Raw genomic sequence first — 19,099 nt, 5'->3', positions numbered from 1 at the left:
TGCCCGCTTCACTCAATCGGCTTTCCCCCCTTGTCATCCTTCTCCCCCACGTCGCGATGATCTAGATCGCCATAAGTAATCAGCCGAGAGCCACGATATCCTATGCCATGGGTCCACAGCCAGCTTAGTGCCACACTAAGCCGGTTCTGCGCCCCGATCAGGAAATAAATGTGGATGAGCTTCCACATCCACCACGCCAGGGCCCCGCGCAACTTAAACCGACCCATGTCGACGACGGCAAGGCTGCGGCCTATAGTCGCCAAATTGCCCTGATGCCGGTAATGGAAGGGCGCGACCTCGTTCTGCCCCTTCAGGCGCTGGCGGATAAGCCGGGCGACATATTGACCCGCCTGCTTCGCAGCCGGCGCAAGACCGGGGACAGGCTTGCCATCGAACCCGTTCGAGGCCGCGGTGTCGCCGATCACGAAAATGTCGCGATGACCCGGCACCGTCAGGTCCGGTCCGACAATCACGCGGCCAGCGCGATCGGCTTCAGCGTTCAGCCAATGCGCGGCGGGCGATGCCTGGACGCCTGCTGCCCACAGGATCGTTTCGGCGGGAATCTGCTTCCCATCCACGACGACGCCATCGGCGGAGCATTCCGTGACCGGCGTGCCGAGCTTGATTTCGACGCCGAGCTTTTCGAGCGCCTGCCGGGTATAGGCGGAGAGGTCTTCCGGGAAAGCCTGCAAGAGCCGTTGCCCGGCTTCGATCAGCACGACGCGGGTCGCACGCGGGTCGATCGACCGGAAATCCCGCACCAGCGTCAGGCGGGCAAGCTCCGCGATCGTGCCGGCCAGCTCCACGCCGGTCGGGCCACCACCGATGATGACGAAGGTCTGCAAAGCGGCACGGCGCGCGGGGTCCGTCTCACGCTCGGCTTCCTCGAAGGCGACCAGAAGGCGCCGGCGAATGGTGGTTGCATCCTCCAGCGATTTCAGGCCGGGAGCAAACGGTTCCCATTGATCGTGGCCGAAATAGGAGTGCCGCGCGCCCGTCGCGATGACGAGCGTGTCATAGGCAACCGTCGAGCCGTCCTCCAGAATGACGCGCCGACCGCCTGTATCGACACCTTCAACCTCGCCGAGCAGGGTCCGCACGTCCTTCCGCTTGGCGAAGAGCGAACGGATCGGCCATGCGATCTCCGATGGCGACAGCGAGGCGCCCGCCACCTGATAGAGCAGCGGCTGAAAGAGATGGTGGTTGCGGCGATCGACGAGCGTGATGTCCACGCCGCTCCCGGCGAGCCGCTGCACGGTTTCAAGGCCGCCGAAGCCCGCCCCCACGACCACCACGCGATGGCGGCCGTGAGCCGGCTCATGGCTGGGCGCGATTTCGCGCATGGTTGAAGGTGACGGCCCGGTCATTGGGACAACGCCGCGGCATGGTGGGCGATATGTTCGCCGATGAAACTCGCGATGAAATAATAGCTGTGGTCGTATCCAGGCAGCCGATGGAGCGTCAGCGGGTGCTCGGCAGCCTTGCACGCCGCCTCCAGCAAGTCGGGGCGCAGCTCGCGCTCGACAAACTCGTCATCCAGACCCTGATGGACGAGCAACGGCAGACGCTCGCGGGCGGCCTTGATAAGTTCGATGGCGTCATATTGCTTCCACGCCTCGCGATCGTCACCCAGATAGGCCGTGAAGGCACGCTCGCCCCAAGGCACCTGGCTCGGCGCTACGATCGGCGAGAAGGCCGATACGCTGCGATAGCGTCCGGGGTTGCGCAGGGCGGCAACAAGGGCGCCATGCCCGCCCATGGAATGGCCCGCGATAGCCCGGCGATCATCGGCCGGGAATGTGGCTTCGATCAGCGCCGGCAATTCCTCGACGACATAATCGTACATGCGGTAGTGTGCGGCCCAAGGTTCCTGCGTCGCGTTGACGTAGAAGCCGGCGCCCTGCCCCAGATCATAGCCGGGATCGTCGGCCACGCCTTCGCCTCGCGGGCTGGTGTCCGGCACGACGAGGATGATCCCGTGCTCGGCCGCGAAACGCTGCGCGACAGCCTTGGTGATGAAATTCTGCTCGGTGCAGGTCAGGCCGGACAGCCAATACAGCACCGGCACGCGACCGTCCTTCACCTGGGGAGGCAGATAGACGCCGACCTTCATCGGACAACCGAGGCTGATCGAGTCATGCTGATAGACGTCCTGCCAACCGCCGAAGCTGGCGTGATGTTCGACACGTTCCATTTTTGTTTCCTTGCTTCGACGGTTGGTGGACGGTGTGGCGATAGGAGCCCTTTTGCTGGCTGTTGTGCGGGGGGAAGCGCCGGCGCCTGTTTCAGCGCCGGCGACAGCCAGTCATAGGGTTGCGGGTATCGCCCTCACCTTCCGGCTTCAGATGAAGGTGTACGAGCAGACCTTGTTGCCCGCCGGATCACGCAGATAGGCCGCATAGGCACCCGGCAGATGGCCACGCGGGCCGGGCTGGCCCTCGTCGGTGCCACCGGCCGCGAGGCCGGCCGCGTGGAAAGCGTCCACTTCGGCGGGCGTCGCGGCGGCAAAGCCAACCGTCACGCCGTTGCTGGAGGGCGCTTCGCCATTGCCGGGACGGGCAATGATGAAGGCGGGCTTGTCGCGACCGTACAGCACCCAGCCATTGCCGAAGGGGCCGAGGTTCTTGACGCCCAGGGCGCCCAGAGCGGCGTCATAGAACGCCGACGACTGCTCGACGTCGGCAGCGCCGATGAAGACGTGCGAGAACACGCCGTTGCCGGAGATAACGGGGTCAGCCATGATATTCTTCCTTGAGGTTAGTGTTTGAAACTAAACGGCGTAATCTGTCGGATCAGTAGTGGATCACGGTGCGGATCGACTTGCCTTCGTGCATCAGGTCGAACGCCTCGTTGATCTCATCGAGACCCATGGTGTGGGTGACGAAGGGCGCCAGATCGATCTCGCCCTTCATGGCGTCCTCGACCATGCCGGGAAGCTGGGTGCGCCCCTTGACGCCGCCAAAGGCCGACCCCTTCCAGACGCGGCCCGTGACGAGCTGGAACGGACGGGTGGAGATTTCCTGGCCCGCGCCGGCAACGCCGATGACGATCGACTGGCCCCAGCCACGATGCGCGGATTCCAGCGCGGCCCGCATGACATGGACGTTGCCGATGCACTCGAACGTGTGGTCGATGCCCCATCCGGTCATCTCGATCAGCACTTGCTGGATCGGCTTGTCATAGTCCTTGGGGTTGATGCAGTCGGTCGCGCCGAACTGACGTGCCAGCTCGAACTTCGTCGGGTTGGTGTCGATCGCGATGATGCGGCCTGCCTTGGCCTGACGCGCGCCCTGGATCGCGGCGAGACCGATGCCGCCCAGACCGAACACGGCAACCGAGTCACCCGGCTGCACCTTGGCGGTGTTGTGGACCGCGCCGATGCCGGTGGTGACGCCGCAGCCCAGAAGGCAGACATGCTCGGGGTTCGCTTCCGGGTTGATCTTGGCGAGCGAGACTTCGGCGACGACGGTGTATTCGCTGAACGTCGAGCAGCCCATGTAGTGATAGAGGGGCTGGCCGTTGTAGGAGAAGCGCGTGGTGCCATCAGGCATCAGGCCCTTGCCCTGCGTTTCGCGGACCGCGACGCACAGGTTGGTCTTGCCGGACAGACAGAACTCGCACTTGCCGCACTCGGCGGTGTAGAGCGGAATGACGTGATCGCCCGGCTTGACGCTGGTGACGCCCTCGCCGACCTCGACGACGATGCCCGCGCCCTCGTGACCGAGAACGACCGGGAAAATGCCCTCCGGATCGTTGCCGGACAGCGTGAAAGCGTCGGTGTGGCATACCCCGGTATGCGTGACCTTGATGAGCACTTCGCCTTTCTGGGGCGGTGCGACATCGATCTCGACGATTTCGAGCGGCTTGCCTGCCTCGAAGGCTACGGCGGCGCGAGATTTCATTTTGATTTCCCTCGTTGGTTGAATCGGACCGCCGGTTGTGAAGCCCGGCGAAGCGCGACTCTCGGACAAACACATACTGGCGGGAGTATGTCTAATATACTCCTAGCCAGTATGCAAGAGGGATATCGACTGAGGGATGGAGGCGCCTGACAGGACGTCATGGCTTGGGAAAGCGCAGCGCGATCGTTGATGCTGCGTTTCCGGAAAGGGGCGGCTTGCCGATCCGGGGGGGAGTTAGATCGACAAGCCGGAAGGGGGTGTTCGTGCGGAAAGCAGTCCGCCCCCTACGACTCAGAATATCCCCCGGTCATGACCGGGGGATATTCCGGGTTAGAAGAAGATCAGGCCGCTACGGAGCCGTGCGGATCGATGACGTACTTGAACGCCGATCCGTCATCGAACTCCTTGTAGGCCGCCGGCGCATCCTCCAGCTTGATGATCTTCGTGTTCATCATCGGGGTCAGATAGGGCATCCGATCGTTCAGGATCGCCCGCATGAGGGCGTGGTTGTAATTCGCCGTCGGCGACTGGCCTGCCGACATCCGCGGCGACTTGATCCAGCCACTGGCCCAATCGACTTCCATGCTGCCCTTCTTGTTGTCCCTATTCTTGGAGATCGGATTGGGGCAGTAAACGCCGACCGTGCTGGTCATCCCACCGAAGCGGACATATTTCAGCAGCGCGTTGGTGACGGCGTTCTCGACGATCTGGTCGGACTCCGCCCCGAACCCGCGACAGTCGAGGCCCACATAGTCGATGACGCGATCGGCCTCGCGCTTGCCGGTGATCCGTTCCAGATGATCCTCGATCGGAATGCCGTCCGACAGGTTGATGGTCTCGACGCCGTGCGGCTTGAGCAGATCGAGCCGCTCCTGAATGAAGTCGGCGACGATGATGGCGCCGGCACCGAGGAGCTTCGCGCAGGCTGCGCCCGCGCGACCGACAGGCCCCGCGCCGAAGATCAGCACGTTCTCGCCGACGATATACGCAGGCTGCGCCGGCCAGTCGGGCGCGGCGAACCCGTGGAACGCGGTCGGCAGCACGTCCGAAAGCAGCGTCAGATCACGGATCTTCGCCATGGCCGCGTCCTTGTCGGGGAAGGCCAGCAGATTGAAGTCTGCATAGGGCACGAACAGGTAATCCCCCTGACCGCCGGTCCATCCGCCCAGGTTGAAGCCGTAGGCGCCGCAATCGACTTCGGGGTTGGTGTGCTCGCACACGTCCGAGCGCATGTGCTTGCAGTTGTAGCAGCGTCCGCAGCCGACGTTGAAGGGAACGGACACGATATCGCCGACCTTGATATATTCGACGTCGGAGCCGACCTCGATCACCTCGCCGGTCATCTCGTGGCCCATCGTCATCCCCTTGGGGACTTCGAACGAACCGCGGTAGATGTGAAGGTCGCTGCCGCAGATGTTGGTGGTGACGATCTTGAGAATGGCGCCGTGGGGGGCTTTCTTGCCCTGCGGCGTAATCAGCTCCGGGAATTTGAAGGTGTTGACCTTCATCTCCATCGGCTTCTCGAATGTGACGATCCTGTTTCCGGTAGCCATCGAATTATCTCCTAGCTCTCGTCCGCCACCCCTCAATAATGTTGAAGTTTCTACCGGACGCGCCAAAAGAGCTGCGCTGAATTAAATCAACACAATACGCCTTTGGCGATCCAGACCTCTTCATTATCGTCCATGCAGAATGGCTTTGGCTGCATGTGACAGCAAACTCGAAGTTTCTATCTTGAGATAGGAAATTCCTATGAGCGTTTTTCGCACCGCAACATTGCCGGTTCAGCCCTTTCGAGGCTGAAATTGGCGATGCAATGCAAGGATTTCCTGCAAAGGAGACACGACTTTGGGAGTGTGGACCAGCTCAAGAAGGGCTGCCGAGGGCGGCGACTTTGCCTCCCCCTTGACGCTGACGAATCCAACATCTGCGTGCGCGCCCGCACCCGTCAGTGCTGAAGCCTGAAGGTTTGGAATGTGGGCGAGGCGGGTCGCAAGCGATTGGGGCAAGACTGCCGCGTAACGCCCTGTGGCCAGATGCGCCGCCAGAATGTCGATCGTGTCCGTGTTGATCGTCGCGGCCGAGCAGTGCGCGAGCTGCAACTGTGCCTCGCTGGGGAGCGCGCCTGCCAGAATGCAAAGCGGCAGGCTCACGACATGATCCCACGCGACTCGCTTGGGCTGCGGCTCTTTGCTCATCTGGAACAGGGTCGTATGTTCCCGGTAGAGATGATGGGTCTCGAACTCGTCCTTCGGAACCTCGCCGAGATAGGTCAGCGCCATGTCCATTTCGTGATCCAGCAAGGATCTCAACAGCGAAGCAGTGCCACTCGCCGTCACGGTTTGCCCCAGCAAGGGGATTTGATCCGCAAGAGCGGCGCTGACGATCGCGCCGACAGCCGAAGTGCCTGATACCATGCCCAAGCGGAACAGGCCCTCCAGCCCTCGCTTGAGGGCCGACAGGTCACTCTCCAGCCCGTCACAGTCCCGTTCGATCTTCTTGGCCCAGGCGAGCACTGTCCCGCCTTCCAATGTGAGACCGTCATATCGCCGGCCATGCCGCACGATCTCGACGCCCAGATCTTCCTCTAGCTGCTTGATCCCCGCCGAAAGCGTCGGCTGCGACACGTTGCAGCTCTTGGCGGCCCGCCCGAAGTGACCCTCGCGATCGAGCGCTATGAGATATTCGAAATTCTTGACGATCATATGCTATCCCATCTGCCTGCGGCATCCGGCGCAGCGACAATTCGCAATTGCGCTCGACTCGCTCGGGCATGGCGGCGGCAATCCTGCACTGAGACCCTTGGAAGATAGATCGGTCAGGATGCGGCGGCGTGTTGAAGCTGAATCATCAATCCAAGACACGGAACCGGAAAAATATATATCCGCCTCTTCGGACGATCTATGAAAACGCCAACCCACAAATCGTACCAAGCGAAGATTGGTCGTATCTTCATTATTACCACCACATTACCGATACATACGCATCAGATATCCAGATAATTACCTATACGGGATGATCTTGGCCGCGCTCATTTGAGATATGTTCTCAATATCTTCATGACCCCCTCCATGTCATTATCGTAAGAGTCACCGTCCTGCCCCCCAATCGCCTTGCTTGAGGGTCCGAACGTCTCTTTAAGATGGCTCTCCATCACCTCCGCCATCAATCCGTTGGTCGCTCCCCGCATTGCCACGATCTGTTGGAGCAGGGGTGCGCAGTCCGTACCTGCCTCGATCGCCCTTTCCAGCGCTTCCGCCTGCCCTTTGATACGGCGAAGGCGTGTGATGGCCCGCTTCTTGTCCTCTGGTGAATGTGGCATCGCGCTTTCCTGAAAGATCACCACTACATACTATACAGGGGGGGAGTTTCAAGCCGCTTGTGAATTAAGGGTCGCGGCTCGTCGACGGCCTCTGCCGATTCATAGCTGCAACGGCCCGCTTTCCCCCTCCAAACATCAGGAGCTGATCTATGGTTCCCTGCCCCCTTGATACTGGTGGGGAGTATGGTATTAAAGTGCGCAAGGCTGTTCCACCTTTCGCCGAGCACGCGCCGCAGCACCACAACGCTGGTCGCAGTTGAGGAGGCCGAAAGTCAGGGAGAAAATCTGGTGCTTGCGAATCTCGATCCGGTAATCCTGGCGCGCGCGCAATTCGCGTTCACGGTCTCCTTCCACTTCATTTTTCCGGCCTTCTCCATCGGCACGGCAAGCTACCTGATGGTGCTTGAAGGGTTGTGGCTGAAAACGGGGAGCGGCGTTTACGCCAACCTCTACCGCTATTGGCTCAAGATCTTCGCCGTAGCCTTCGGCATGGGCGTGGTCTCGGGCGTGGTCATGTCCTATCAGTTTGGGACGAACTGGTCGGTCTTCTCGGCCAAAGCCGGCCCCGTCATCGGCCCGTTGATGGCCTATGAGGTTCTCACCGCGTTCTTCCTTGAGGCGGGCTTCCTCGGTGTCATGCTGTTCGGAATCAACAAGGTGGGCAAAGGGCCGCACTTTTTCGCGACCTGCATGGTCGCCGTCGGGACGCTCATCTCGGCGACCTGGATCATTTCCGTGAATAGCTGGATGCAGACGCCGGCAGGCTATGCGATCAATGCCAAGGGCCAGTTCGTGCCCGCAGGTTCGTGGCTTCCGATCATCTTCAACGCGAGCTTTCCATACCGCCTCGTTCACACGGTCATCGGGGCCTATCTGACGACGGCGATGGTCGTCGGTGCGGTCGGGGGATGGCACCTTCTGCGCGACCGCGCGAATCCCGGCGCGCGCAAGATGTTCTCGATGGCGATGTGGATGGCGGCGCTCGTCGCTCCGATCCAGATTCTCGCGGGCGATCAGCACGGCCTCAACACGCTGGAGCATCAGCCGGCGAAGGTTCTCGCGATGGAAGGTCATTATGAGGCCAGCCCCGACGGCGCTTCGCTCATCCTTTTCGGCCTCCCGAGCAACAAGGATGCGGTGGTCCACGGCAAGGTCGAAATCCCCTATCTGGGATCGCTTATCCTCAAGCACGATCCCAAAGCGCCCCTCCCCGGCCTCAACGACTTCCCGCGCGATCGCTGGCCGCCCACGCCGATCGTCTTCTGGTCGTTTCGGATCATGGTGGCGATGGGCCTCGCCATGCTGGGGCTGGGACTTTGGAGCCTGCTCGCCCGCTGGCGCGGCAAGCTCTATGACTGGCACTGGCTTCACCGCGCCGCTGTCGCGCTTGGTCCGTCAGGTTTCGTCGCGGTCATAGCAGGATGGGTCACGACGGAGGTTGGGCGACAGCCCTTCACCGTTTACGGCCTGCTGCGAACCGCAGAGTCCCATTCCCCCTTGGCCGCACCCGCCGTCGCGGCGTCCCTCGTCGCTTTCATCCTCGTCTATTTCGGCGCCTTCGGGGCCGGCACCTATTATCTGCTCCGGATGATGGCAAAGCCGCCCGCAGCCGGTGAGCCGGAACCGTCCAAGGTGCCGCAACGCGCGGCGGGCATTACGCCGGCGAGCGGCGTCGTGGCATCGACCGGACGGGAGGCATGAACATGGAGCACCTCGATCTCACCATAATCTGGGCCGGTATCATCGGTTTTGCTGTCTTCGCCTATGTCGTGATGGACGGGTTCGATCTGGGGATCGGCATCCTCTTCCCGAGCCTTTCGGTCGGAGGGGAGCGCGATCAGGCGATGAACTCGATCGCGCCGGTCTGGGATGGCAACGAAACATGGCTGGTGCTGGGCGGAGGCGGTCTCTTCGCGGCCTTTCCCCTTGCCTACGCCATCATCCTTCCCGCGACCTACCCGCTCATCATCGCGATGTTGCTCGGTCTCGTGTTCCGCGGGGTGGCATTCGAGTTTCGTTGGCGAGATCCACGCCATCGTCCCTTCTGGGATGTCGCCTTCAGCTTTGGGTCCGTTCTCGCGGCGTTCTCGCAGGGGATCACGCTGGGCGCGATCCTGCAAGGCGTGCGGGTCGAGGCCGATGCCTATGCCGGGGGATGGCTGGATTGGCTGAGCGCGTTCAGCCTCTTGACCGGCGCGGCAGTCGTAATCGGATATGCGCTTCTCGGCGCGGCCTGGCTGGTCTGGAAAACCGAAGGGCCGGGCCAGGAACGCGCCCGTCGACTGGCATTTTGGCTCGGCGGTGCGACGCTACTCGCGCTTTTCGCCGTCAGTGCGGCGACGCCGTTCCTGACCTATGACTATTGGCGACGCTGGTTTGCGATGCCCGGCGTGCTTCTCACCGCGCAGGTTCCTCTGCTGGTGGCAATCTGCGCTGCAACCTTCTTCTGGAGTCTGAAGCGCGGCGCGGAGCGTCTGCCCTTCATTATGGCGCTTGGCCTGTTCTTTCTCGGTTTCGTTGGGCTGGGGATCAGCATCTATCCCTATGTCGTTCCCCGCGCCGTCACGATCTGGGATGCAGCCGCTCCCCCGCAAAGCCAGCTCTTCATGCTGGCGGGTGCGGCCATCATCATTCCGATCATTCTCGGCTATACCGCGTGGGCCTATTGGGTGTTCCGCGGTAAGGTCGGCGCCCACGGCTATCACTGATGGATGAGCAAAAACCGCTCGGTCGACGGCTCGCCTGGATGGTCTTAATCTGGGCGGCCAGCGTTTTGGCGCTGGGGGCTGTCGCGCAGGTCATTCGCCTCATCCTCAAACCCTGACGGCAGCTCGTTTCGACGAGCTGCCGAGGGAAATGCCGGCAAACAGGCGAAGGACATTCCACGGACCATGATCGTTCGATCGCAACCGAGCTTCCAAGATATCATTTTCACCGTGCATGGCTCGATCTTGCCGCGCATCGCGCGGAGGCTGGCGGCGATAGCGATCGTCAGTGTGATCGCCATCCTGGCCGCCCAAGCCCATCCCGGCATTTTCGCGCGTATCTCGACGATCCCTTTCACCCTGATCGGCATCGCGCTCTCGATCTTCATGAGCTTTCGCAACAATGCCTGCTATGCGCGATGGTGGGAGGGGCGGCAGCTATGGGGCGAGCTGATTATCTCGGCCCGTTCGTTCGCGCGCGAGACATCGCTTCTCCCTGACGAGGATCGGCGAGCGTTGCTCCACAGCATATGTGGCTTTGCCTGCGGCCTCACCGCACGCCTTCGCGGCGAGGACGAAATCGCCGCTATTGCGCCGTGGGTCGAAATCGGCCCGGCGACAAAGAGCCCGAACGTCACCAACCTCGTGCTCGATCGTATGGGGCGTAGGCTGCTCCACCTGAAGCAGACTGGCGTCATTACGCCGATTCACTATGCCGTCGTGGCAGAAGACATGCGATCCTTCGGCAAGGTTCAGGGCGCTTGCGAGCGGATATCCACGACGCCCGTGCCGTTCGCATATTCTCTGCTGCTTCATCGCACCGCAATTATCTTTTGCGTGATGCTTCCCTTCGCGCTCGCAGGATCACTCGACTGGTGGACGCTCCTGCCGGTGCTCCTTACCGCCTATACCTTTTTCGGCCTCGACGCGCTGGGACACGAGCTGGAAGACCCGTTCGGCGTCGAGCCCAACTGTCTGCCGCTTTATGCGATGAAGCGGACAATCGAGCGGGATATGTTGTCGCTGCTTGGCGAAGAAGATCTACCCGCTCCACTGGAACCCCATAAATCCGTCCTGAGCTAAATTTGCGCACTCCTTGATACTGGCAGGGAGTACCCTATATTCGGGTGCTGTGCTGGATAGTCGCGTGCTTGGCCCATGCGCCCCCGACTATCTGACCCCCAAGGTCAAAATCGAGGAGCTTGCGGCGATGGCAAATGGATGGGCACCCGATAGTGCGGTGCAGGACCAGATTGATGCAACGATCATGGACGCGGTTTTCGCCGCCCGATCGCGTCTGCCTTCCGGCGAGGGTAGCACCGACTGCGAGGTGTGCGGCGACGAAATCCCCGCGAAACGCCGCACGGCCATACCCGGCGTAAGAACCTGTGTCGCCTGTCAAAGCGAACGCGATAAGCGCCCCACCTTCACCGGCATCAATCGCCGGGGCAGCAAGGACAGCCAGTTGCGCTGATGACGAATGGAGGGCGGCCAAGGCCAAGAATCCGGTGTATTGTACGACGGAGCTGAAGGCCGCCCAATAGCGAGGCCGAACCTCAGTCGCAGCAGCCGCGCTTGAAATGCCGGATCAGGAACCAAACGGCGCCGGCCAGGATGGCGACGATGACGATGCCCTGAACCATGTGCCGCCCTCCGTTCGCGCAGCTTCATCGATCTTCTAGCAGGCTTCGCCATCTCGGTCATGGGCAAGCCGATCGGGCGGTGTTCAACGGCTGAACACGGTGTATCGAAATCTGCACCACGGGCGCGCTGATCGCTTTTGTGAATCACCGCCCCCGCACTGATTCAGGAATGTCGCCGGACTTCGCGGGCCTGATTTTGTAGGCTTTGCGCCATGAATGGCGCAGCTCTCCCGCTTTGTGATCCGATCGAGCTGGTGGCGCTTGACCCGGCCCGCAACGTCCGGCGCGGCTACAGCATCACCGCGAGCCTCGACCTGTTCGGCATGATCTTGGTGGAAACCCGCTGGGGCCGGATCGGCGCGCGCGGTCAGGCCCGTTCCCACGCCTTCGCCGATCGCGAGGCGGCCGAGCGCCATATCGCCGCGACCTTGCGCCGGCGCAACTCGGCCGAGAACCGGATCGGCGTCGCCTATCGGCCGCTATAGGGCGGACCCGGCCCCGCTCGCGTGATTTCCGCGCAGCCGCGCCCCATAGAGGGTATTCGGGCCGAGATGGATGCCGAGCGCATCGAGCAGGCCTGCGCAGCGGGCGACGGCCGCGATCAGCAGCGGATCGGCCGGGATGGCGCGGCCGTGGCTGGTGATACGCTGTTCCTGCGCGAGCCACGTCAGGGGGGCATCGCAGAATCTCTTTCTGCGCGTACGCTAAGCGTTGGGCGTAGCTGATCCGGATCGCAGGCGGTCGATCGTCTGCCGCTCGAACGCCTGGGGATTCTGGGCAGCAATCCGCAGCATGTCTTCGCCCAGCGCCAGTGCGACCTTGCCATCGGCGAGCATGAGGCCGGCGTCGCACGCCGAGGCCAGCGTGCCGAGGTCGTGGAGGGCGGTGATGAGCGTCAGGCTGGCATCGACCATGTCGCGCAGAACCTCGCGCAGGTCGAAGATCGCGACGGGATCGAGCCAGTTGAACGGCTCGTCGAGGATCACGAGGGAGTGGCCCCCCGCGAACGCCGCAGCGATGGCGATCCGCTGTCGCATGCCCGCAGAGCAGTCGCCGATCCAACGGTCTAGCAGCGGAGCCAGGCCCAAGGCTTCATGCAGGTTTCCCAGGCGGGAGCGGACATTATCGATGCTCCCGCCGACGAGTTCGAGAACGTCGCGTCCACGCAAGGCATCCGGCAGCTTGTCCGCAGGAGGAGAGAAACCGAAACGCAGCGCGCGAGCGGCACGATCGTCGACCAGCTCCTCGCCACCGATCCGGCATGATCCGCCGGCGAAGGGCAGCCGGCCGGCAAGCGCTCTCAGCAGGCTGGTCTTGCCCGATCCGTTGGCGCCGATGAGGCCGAACCACGATCCGGGTGCGACGGTCAGATCGACGTCCTGCACGACGTGCTGTTCGCTCCGCTCGACGGTTACGCCTGTCAGTGCGACAGCGAGGTTCATGCCAGCAGCCACGTCTTCGTCCGCCCGCGGCGTTGCAGCTGCCAGAGCATCGCGAGCGCGAGGACGGGCAAGGCCACCGGCATCGAATAGGCGACCAGCATGAGCAATCCTGTGAGGATGGAGACGAGGAAATCGGCGAACCGCTTGGTATGCAGCCGATAGGCGAGGACGCGCAGCGTCAGGAGCAACAGTATGGCGACGCAAGCGGCAGCGGCGATGCCGCCTGCGACCGGCCCCAGTATGATCCAGCATCCCGGCACCGACACGGCAAGGAAGGTCGCGATCCCCTTGCCGTGGTGAACGAAAATGCGCCGCGATCCGTGTCCGGCGATCGTCATGAAACGGACGACGGCGTCATCGACGCTGGTCAACGTCAGCGCGAGCAGTACCGTGCCGATGCCGACCACCGCCATCAGCGCATTCGTGCCCAGTGCGCGTGCTGGCGATAGCAGCAGGAGCAGGACCGTCGCAGCCGCTACCCCGGCGATCGGGCGGTGCGACCATGCCCGGAGCGTCCATCCCGGTCGCGCCGTGCCAGCGAGGCGCTTCGGCATCCCGAAGTTGCCCGTCAGTCCGGCAACCAGCATGCCGGCGAAATAGGCGGGCATGCTGACGACCAGCAGCGAAGGGCGCACGATCAGGGTCATCACGGCCAGCAGCGCCAGTCCGACGCAATGCCATGCCGCCATGTAACGCCGACGTGCCTGCGGGTGCAGGGCATCGGCCGCGAGCAACCCGTCGAAGGCATGGAAAGCGAGGCGCGCCCTGACAAGGCGTCCTGCCCCGATGCCGATCAGCGTGCCCGCAGCGAGCGCCGCCCATGCCGCAACCGTCCAAGGCCGGTCGACGAACCACGTGCGGGCGGCCGCTAACGCTGCAAGCAGCATGAGCGCGGCGATCGCTTGGTCGTGCCAGCCCGCGAAAGTCGCGCGGATCGTGTTCGAGGCGATCATCCGATCCTGACGAAACAGGCGGTTCATTTTGGCTTGCGCCGGTCGAGCAGTCGCTGCCCGTCATTGCGCAGTTCGCCCTTAGGGCCGACGAAGCGATAGAGCGTCTGGCGGGTGATTCCGAGTTCGGCGCACAGCTCGGCGACCTTGGTTTCCGGTTTACCCATCGCGGCCTGGGCGAGACGCAGCTTGGCGGGCGTCATCTTGAACGGGCGACCGCCCGTACGACCGCGCGCACGCGCAGCGGCCAGCCCGGCCTTGGTACGCTCGACGATCAGCTCGCGCTCGAACTCGGCAAGCCCTGCGAAGATCGCAAAGACGAGCCGGCCATTGGCGGTGGTGGTGTCAATCGACGCGCCCTCGCCGGCGAGTACCTTCAGCCCGATATCGCGCTTGGTCAAGTCGCCGACCAGGTTGACGAGATGGCGCAGGTCGCGCCCCAACCGGTCGAGCTTCCACACCAACAGCGTATCGCCATGCCGCAGCGCCTTGATGCACGCCTCCAGCCCCGGCCGGTCGTCGCGCTTTCCCGATGCGGCGTCAGTATAGAGGTGATGTTCCAGATCGACCCCGGCCTTGGCCAAGGCGTCGCGCTGGAGGTCGATGACTTGGCTGCCGTCCGCCTTCGACACCCGCGCATAGCCGATCAGCGCCGTCACTTTAACGAGCGTCTGCGTGACAAAATCCGCGCAAGCCGGAATTTGGCAGCCGCTCGTCACTTAACCAGTCACTCAGTCTATGTCGTGTGAACGTCATCATCCAGCGGTTGTGTGACTAGAAAGAGAAAGAGGTCAAGATAGTCGGGCATGTTCTGTCGTTTGCGCAACGCGCCGCGCTGTTCGACCCGCCTTCTGATCCGGGCATGGTGGAGCGGCTATACACGCTCGGCCCCGACGATCTGGTAGAGGTATTCCGAAGACGGCGTCCCGCCAACCGCCTCGGCTATGCCGTCCAGCTTGGATACCTCCGGTATCCCGGACGGGCGATCGAACCCGGCGAGGTGCCGCCCTTGGCGATGCTGGCAATCCTCGCTCGTCAGATCGAATGCGCGCCAGAGGTGTTTGCAGATTATGCCACCCGTGACACGACCCTGCGCGAACACCGCGCCGCGATCGAACAGCGGCTGGGCCTTCGTGCCTTCGAACGCGCCGATCGTGCGAAAGCCTTTGCTATTGGCAGCGAGGTCGCGGCGTCCACCGACCGCTGCGACGCCATCATGGCTGCGATGGTCGAACAGCTGCGGGGTGCTCGCATCGTCCTGCCGATCCCAACCGTCCTAGAGCGCATTGCCTTGGTCGCGCGTGCGGACGCAAGACGACAAGCCTTTGCCCGGCTTGGTCGTGATCTGTTGCCGGAACAGATCGAGCGTCTGGACGCCCTGCCGCGGCTCGACGGGGAGGCAACACGCTCGCCACTTGCGTGGATACGCGACTGGCCGGAAGCGCCGGGTGCCAGCAATCTTAAGGCGTTGGTCGAACGTCTCGATCATGTCCGCGCACTTGGTATCGAACCCGATCGGGCGAGACGCATCCATGCCAGTCGATATGCCGTCATCGCACGTGAGGCAGCGATCATGACCGCGCAGCATTTGACGCGCCTCGAAAGCCGGCGTCGTCTTGCCACGCTTGTCGCCTTTGCAATCGAGATGGAGGTAGCGCTGACCGATGCAGCCATCCAGATGGTTGAAAAGTTGGTGGGTGCGATGTTCCGCCGTGCCGATCGCACCCGCTCTGAGCGACTGATCGACCAAGCCCGCTTGTTTAGGGAAACCGCGCGTCTTCATATCCGGCTCGGCCGGATATTGCTTGATGCCCGGGACGGCGGGGCCAATGCGTTGATGCTCGTCGGCGAACGCATCGGCTGGCCAGCGCTCGAACAGAGCCTGCATGCGGCCGAGGACCTGACACGCTCAGGTGAGGACGGCCTTGCCGAGATCGTCGAGCGCTATGCGGCGATACGTCGTTTCCTACCGACGTTTCTTGCCAGGTTTCGCTTCCGGACGGCTCGCGCTGGCGACCCATTGATCGGCGCCATCGAACTCCTTCGCACCGTCTATATGGAGGGGCGCACGATCCTGCCGGGCAAAGCACCCCTCTCCTTTCTCAAGCCGAAATGGCGCAAGGCCGTTCTTCCCCCTGATGGAAAGTTCAACCGGCGCGCTTGGGAGATCGCAGTGCTCGTGCATCTACGCGATAGGCTCGGCTCCGGTGCAGTTTGGGTCGATGGCAGCCGCGCCTATCGCACCTTGGACGATTATCTGCTGCCGTCCGCAGCATTCACGACCATGCGGGACGAGGGGCAGCTCGGACTTGCGGTGACTGGTTCAGCCTCCGAATGGATCGTCCAACATCGAGATCGACTCTGCCGGCGCCTGGACGAGGTAGAACGCGCTGCGGCCGACGGCACGTTGCCAGATGCCACAATCTACAATGGCCGGCTCACCGTCTCTCCGCTGCGGCGCGCGACGCCCGACGAGGCGGAGGATCTGAAAGCGCGTCTTTACGGATTGCTCCCCCGCATTCGGATCACCGATCTGCTGGCCGAAGTCGCAACCTGGACCGGCTTTGCCGATCGTTTTGTTCATGCGCGAAGCGGCATGGCAACAAGCGACCAGCCCGCGCTCATGGGCGCGATCCTCGCCGATGGCACCAATCTTGGCCTGTCGCGCATGGCGGAGAGTTCGCGCGGCCTAACCCATGCGCGGCTGCTTTGGACCGCCGAATGGCATATTCGTGATGAAACCTATGCCAGCGCGCTGGCCGCTATTGTCGACTATCATCATGCCCATCCGTTCAGCCGACTATGGGGACCGGGCGATACCTCGTCGTCGGACGGACAGTTCTTCCGGGCCGGCGGACACGGCGAAGCCCGTGCGGACCACAACGCACGTTACGGCAGCGATCCGGGCGTGCTGTTCTACACCCACGTTTCCGACCGCTTTGCGCCGTTCCACACAAAAGTGATCGCTGCCAATGCCGGTGAGGCCGCGCACGTCATCGACGGCCTGCTCGACCATGAGAGCGACATTGCGATCCGGGAACATACGACCGATACGGCAGGAGCCGTCGATCATGTCTTCGGCCTGTGCCATCTGCTGGGCTTCCGATTTGCGCCGCGTATCCGCGACCTCGGCGAACGCCGACTCTATGCGCTGGGTAATATGTCACGCTGGCCGACGCTGCGGCCCCTCATCGCGGGGCCGATCAACGTCTGTGCTATTGAGGACGACTGGCACGAAACCCTGCGCCTGGCGGCATCGATCCGAGCCGGCACAGTCCGGGCATCAGTGATGCTGCGCAAGCTTGCCGGCTATCCGCGGCAGAACCCGGTCGCACGCGCGCTGCGCGAGATCGGACGCGTTGAGCGCACGCTGTTCATGCTCGACTGGCTCGACGATCCGGACCTCCGCCGACGCACCAACGCCAACCTCAACAAGGGCGAGGCGCGCAACGCGCTCGCTCGCGCCGTCTTTTTCAACCGGCTTGGAGAGCTCCGCGATCGCACCTTCGAGAACCAGCGACACCGTGCCTCCGGCCTCAACCTCATCGTGTCGGCGATCATCCTGTGGAATACGGTCTATCTCGAACGCGCCGTCCGCCACTTGCGCGACCGCGGTGTCGACGTGCCGGACGCGTTGCTTGCTCACGTCGCGCCACTGGGATGGGAGCATGTCAGTCTCACAGGAGACTATCTTTGGAGTGAGATCGACAAACCGCGTGAACGGTTCAGGCCGCTGCGCACACCGGGATCTACCAATCGCTCTTAGCGTACGCGTGGAAAAAGATTCTGCGATGACCCCGGAACGATCGCCGATCCTGAGCGCTCTTCGGTAATAACGTCGGAGAACAATAATGCGCGCACTATGTTGGCATGGAAAAGGTGACGTTCGGGTAGACACCGTTGCCGATCCCGAAATCAAGCATCCTCGGGATGCCATCATCAAGGTTACGGCCTGCGCGATATGCGGATCGGATCTCCACCTGCTCGATGGCTATCAGCCGACCATGGAGAGCGGAGACATTCTGGGCCATGAGAATATGGGCGAGGTCGTAGCGCTGGGCTCGGAGGTGACGAACCTCAAAATCGGCGACCGCGTGGTGGTGCCGTTCACGATCAGCTGCGGCGAGTGCTGGTTCTGCAAGAAGGGACTGTTTTCGGCCTGCTGCACGACCAACCCCAATGCCGAAATGGCGATCAAGGCGATGGGCCATTCGCCCGCCGGCCTGTTCGGCTTCAGCCACATGCTGGGCGGCTATTGCGGTGGCCAGGCCGAATATCTGCGCGTGCCGATGGCCGATTTCGGCCCGATCAAAGTGCCCGACAATGTCACCGATGAGCAGGCGCTGTTCCTCTCGGACATCTTCCCGACCGGTTACATGGCCGCCGAGAATGCCAATATCGAGGAAGGCGACACCGTCGCGATCTGGGGCTGCGGTCCGGTCGGCCAGTTCGCGATCCGCTCGGCGCTGATGCTCGGTGCCGGTCGCGTGATCGCGATCGACGAAGTGCCCGAACGCCTCGCCATGGCTGAAGCCGGCGGTGCCGAAACGATCAACTTCGCCGAAGTCGACAATGTCTATGACGAGTTGCAATTCCGCACCAAGGGCCGCGGGCCTGACAGCTGCATCGACGCGGTGGGCGCCGAAGCTGCCGGGCATGGCTCGGTCGATGCGGTTCTCGACAAGGCCAAGGCCACGGTCGGCCTTGCCACCGACCGCATCCATGTGCTGCGAGAAGCGATCATGAGCTGCCGGATGGGCGGCACCGTTTCGATCCCCGGCGTCTATGTCGGGATGGGCGACAAGGTCCCGCTCGGCGCGATGATGAACAAGGGGCTGACGATCAAAACTGGCCAGACCCACGTCCAAGCCTACACCGCGCCGCTGATGGCACGCATTGAAGCTGGCGAAATTGACCCCAGCTTTGTAATTACTCACCCGGCCAGTCTCGAGGACGCTCCCGAGATGTACAAAAAGTTTCGGGATAAGGAAGACGGCGTCATCAAGGTGGTGATGCGCCCGCACGGTTGAAATGACTTAGAGCCCGCGTACCGTCAAGCGGTGCGCGGGCTTCCTTATGAGCCGTGGTTTTGGCGAGTGTCATAACCGGTCAGTTTTGACACCACCGCTCTGCCC

Annotated in this window: 18 protein-coding genes; 8 read left to right on the top strand and 10 right to left on the bottom strand. The window is 62.7% G+C overall.

The genetic code is table 11. The annotated features are described in order from the left end of the window. Positions 1-8 precede the first annotated feature (8 nt). The 7 genes from O2K97_RS06960 to O2K97_RS06930 form a co-directional block, all read right to left on the bottom strand. Complete coding sequence (locus tag O2K97_RS06960; RefSeq protein ID WP_237237782.1) at positions 9-1,367, bottom strand: NAD(P)/FAD-dependent oxidoreductase; 1,359 nt, start codon at positions 1,365-1,367, stop codon at positions 9-11. After that, positions 1,364-2,194, bottom strand: a complete 831-nt coding sequence (gene fghA / locus O2K97_RS06955; protein ID WP_062126555.1) for an S-formylglutathione hydrolase — start codon at positions 2,192-2,194, stop codon at positions 1,364-1,366. Before fghA ends, O2K97_RS06960 begins: the two co-directional genes overlap by 4 nt. 147 nt (positions 2,195-2,341) lie before the next feature. Next, positions 2,342-2,740: a VOC family protein gene (locus O2K97_RS06950; protein WP_062126553.1), complete on the bottom strand. Its 399-nt coding sequence runs from the start codon at positions 2,738-2,740 to the stop codon at positions 2,342-2,344. Positions 2,741-2,792: 52 nt separating this feature from the next. After that, positions 2,793-3,902, bottom strand: coding sequence for an S-(hydroxymethyl)glutathione dehydrogenase/class III alcohol dehydrogenase (locus O2K97_RS06945; RefSeq protein WP_017980840.1), 1,110 nt, complete (start codon positions 3,900-3,902; stop codon positions 2,793-2,795). A 341-nt stretch (positions 3,903-4,243) separates the two neighbouring features. Then, complete coding sequence (locus tag O2K97_RS06940; RefSeq protein WP_020486678.1) at positions 4,244-5,455, bottom strand: glutathione-independent formaldehyde dehydrogenase; 1,212 nt, start codon at positions 5,453-5,455, stop codon at positions 4,244-4,246. Positions 5,456-5,686: 231 nt separating this feature from the next. Next, positions 5,687-6,607, bottom strand: coding sequence for a LysR family transcriptional regulator (locus tag O2K97_RS06935; RefSeq protein WP_062126550.1), 921 nt, complete (start codon positions 6,605-6,607; stop codon positions 5,687-5,689). Between the two features lie 326 nt (positions 6,608-6,933). Further along, a complete protein-coding gene (locus O2K97_RS06930) occupies positions 6,934-7,224 on the bottom strand; it encodes a metal/formaldehyde-sensitive transcriptional repressor (RefSeq protein ID WP_062126547.1) in 291 nt (96 codons plus the stop codon). A 183-nt stretch (positions 7,225-7,407) separates the two neighbouring features. On the opposite strand from O2K97_RS06930, the gene O2K97_RS06925 reads away from it, so the two are divergent. The 6 genes from O2K97_RS06925 to O2K97_RS06900 all read left to right on the top strand — a co-directional run bounded on the left by O2K97_RS06925 (position 7,408) and on the right by O2K97_RS06900 (position 12,057). Beyond that, positions 7,408-8,925 (top strand): cytochrome ubiquinol oxidase subunit I, encoded by a 1,518-nt coding sequence (locus tag O2K97_RS06925; protein ID WP_240893578.1) that lies wholly within the window; start codon positions 7,408-7,410, stop codon positions 8,923-8,925. Beyond that, positions 8,922-9,932, top strand: a complete 1,011-nt coding sequence (gene cydB / locus O2K97_RS06920) for a cytochrome d ubiquinol oxidase subunit II (protein ID WP_205499249.1) — start codon at positions 8,922-8,924, stop codon at positions 9,930-9,932. The genes O2K97_RS06925 and cydB overlap by 4 nt, the downstream gene beginning before the upstream one ends. Then, positions 9,932-10,048, top strand: coding sequence for a DUF2474 domain-containing protein (locus O2K97_RS06915; RefSeq protein ID WP_082824896.1), 117 nt, complete (start codon positions 9,932-9,934; stop codon positions 10,046-10,048). The genes cydB and O2K97_RS06915 overlap by 1 nt, the downstream gene beginning before the upstream one ends. A 67-nt stretch (positions 10,049-10,115) precedes the next feature. Next, positions 10,116-11,012, top strand: a complete 897-nt coding sequence (locus tag O2K97_RS06910; protein WP_062126538.1) for a bestrophin family protein — start codon at positions 10,116-10,118, stop codon at positions 11,010-11,012. A 127-nt stretch (positions 11,013-11,139) separates the two neighbouring features. Next, entirely contained in the window at positions 11,140-11,403 is a 264-nt protein-coding gene (locus O2K97_RS06905) for a DksA/TraR family C4-type zinc finger protein (protein ID WP_024310576.1), read from the top strand. Positions 11,404-11,826: 423 nt separating this feature from the next. Continuing rightward, positions 11,827-12,057 carry a WGR domain-containing protein gene (locus O2K97_RS06900; protein WP_205499247.1) on the top strand — a complete coding sequence of 77 codons (231 nt, stop codon included), beginning with the start codon at positions 11,827-11,829 and terminating at the stop codon, positions 12,055-12,057. A gap of 219 nt (positions 12,058-12,276) precedes the next feature. Here O2K97_RS06900 and O2K97_RS06895 read toward each other — a convergent pair whose 3' ends face one another. The 3 genes from O2K97_RS06895 to O2K97_RS06885 are packed head-to-tail and all read right to left on the bottom strand — an operon-like array spanning position 12,277 to position 14,623. Then, on the bottom strand, positions 12,277-13,014 hold the full coding sequence (locus O2K97_RS06895) for an ATP-binding cassette domain-containing protein (RefSeq protein ID WP_269220963.1): 738 nt from the start codon (positions 13,012-13,014) through the stop codon (positions 12,277-12,279). Further along, positions 13,011-13,994, bottom strand: a complete 984-nt coding sequence (locus O2K97_RS06890) for a hypothetical protein (RefSeq protein WP_037533440.1) — start codon at positions 13,992-13,994, stop codon at positions 13,011-13,013. Before O2K97_RS06890 ends, O2K97_RS06895 begins: the two co-directional genes overlap by 4 nt. Next, positions 13,991-14,623 carry a recombinase family protein gene (locus O2K97_RS06885; protein WP_419466098.1) on the bottom strand — a complete coding sequence of 211 codons (633 nt, stop codon included), beginning with the start codon at positions 14,621-14,623 and terminating at the stop codon, positions 13,991-13,993. Before O2K97_RS06885 ends, O2K97_RS06890 begins: the two co-directional genes overlap by 4 nt. A 203-nt stretch (positions 14,624-14,826) precedes the next feature. Between O2K97_RS06885 and O2K97_RS06880 the strand changes: the two genes are divergently transcribed. Both O2K97_RS06880 and O2K97_RS06875 read left to right on the top strand, forming a co-directional pair. Beyond that, positions 14,827-17,730: a Tn3 family transposase gene (locus tag O2K97_RS06880; protein WP_419466097.1), complete on the top strand. Its 2,904-nt coding sequence runs from the start codon at positions 14,827-14,829 to the stop codon at positions 17,728-17,730. An 85-nt stretch (positions 17,731-17,815) separates the two neighbouring features. Beyond that, positions 17,816-18,994, top strand: coding sequence for a zinc-dependent alcohol dehydrogenase (locus tag O2K97_RS06875; protein ID WP_165118103.1), 1,179 nt, complete (start codon positions 17,816-17,818; stop codon positions 18,992-18,994). Positions 18,995-19,099 lie beyond the last annotated feature (105 nt).

The sequence above is a fragment of the Brevundimonas vesicularis genome (assembly GCF_027105095.1).
Taxonomy (GTDB): domain Bacteria; phylum Pseudomonadota; class Alphaproteobacteria; order Caulobacterales; family Caulobacteraceae; genus Brevundimonas; species Brevundimonas vesicularis_E.
The sequence above is the reverse complement of the archived record's forward strand: the minus strand, read 5'-3'. Positions and strand labels throughout refer to the sequence as shown.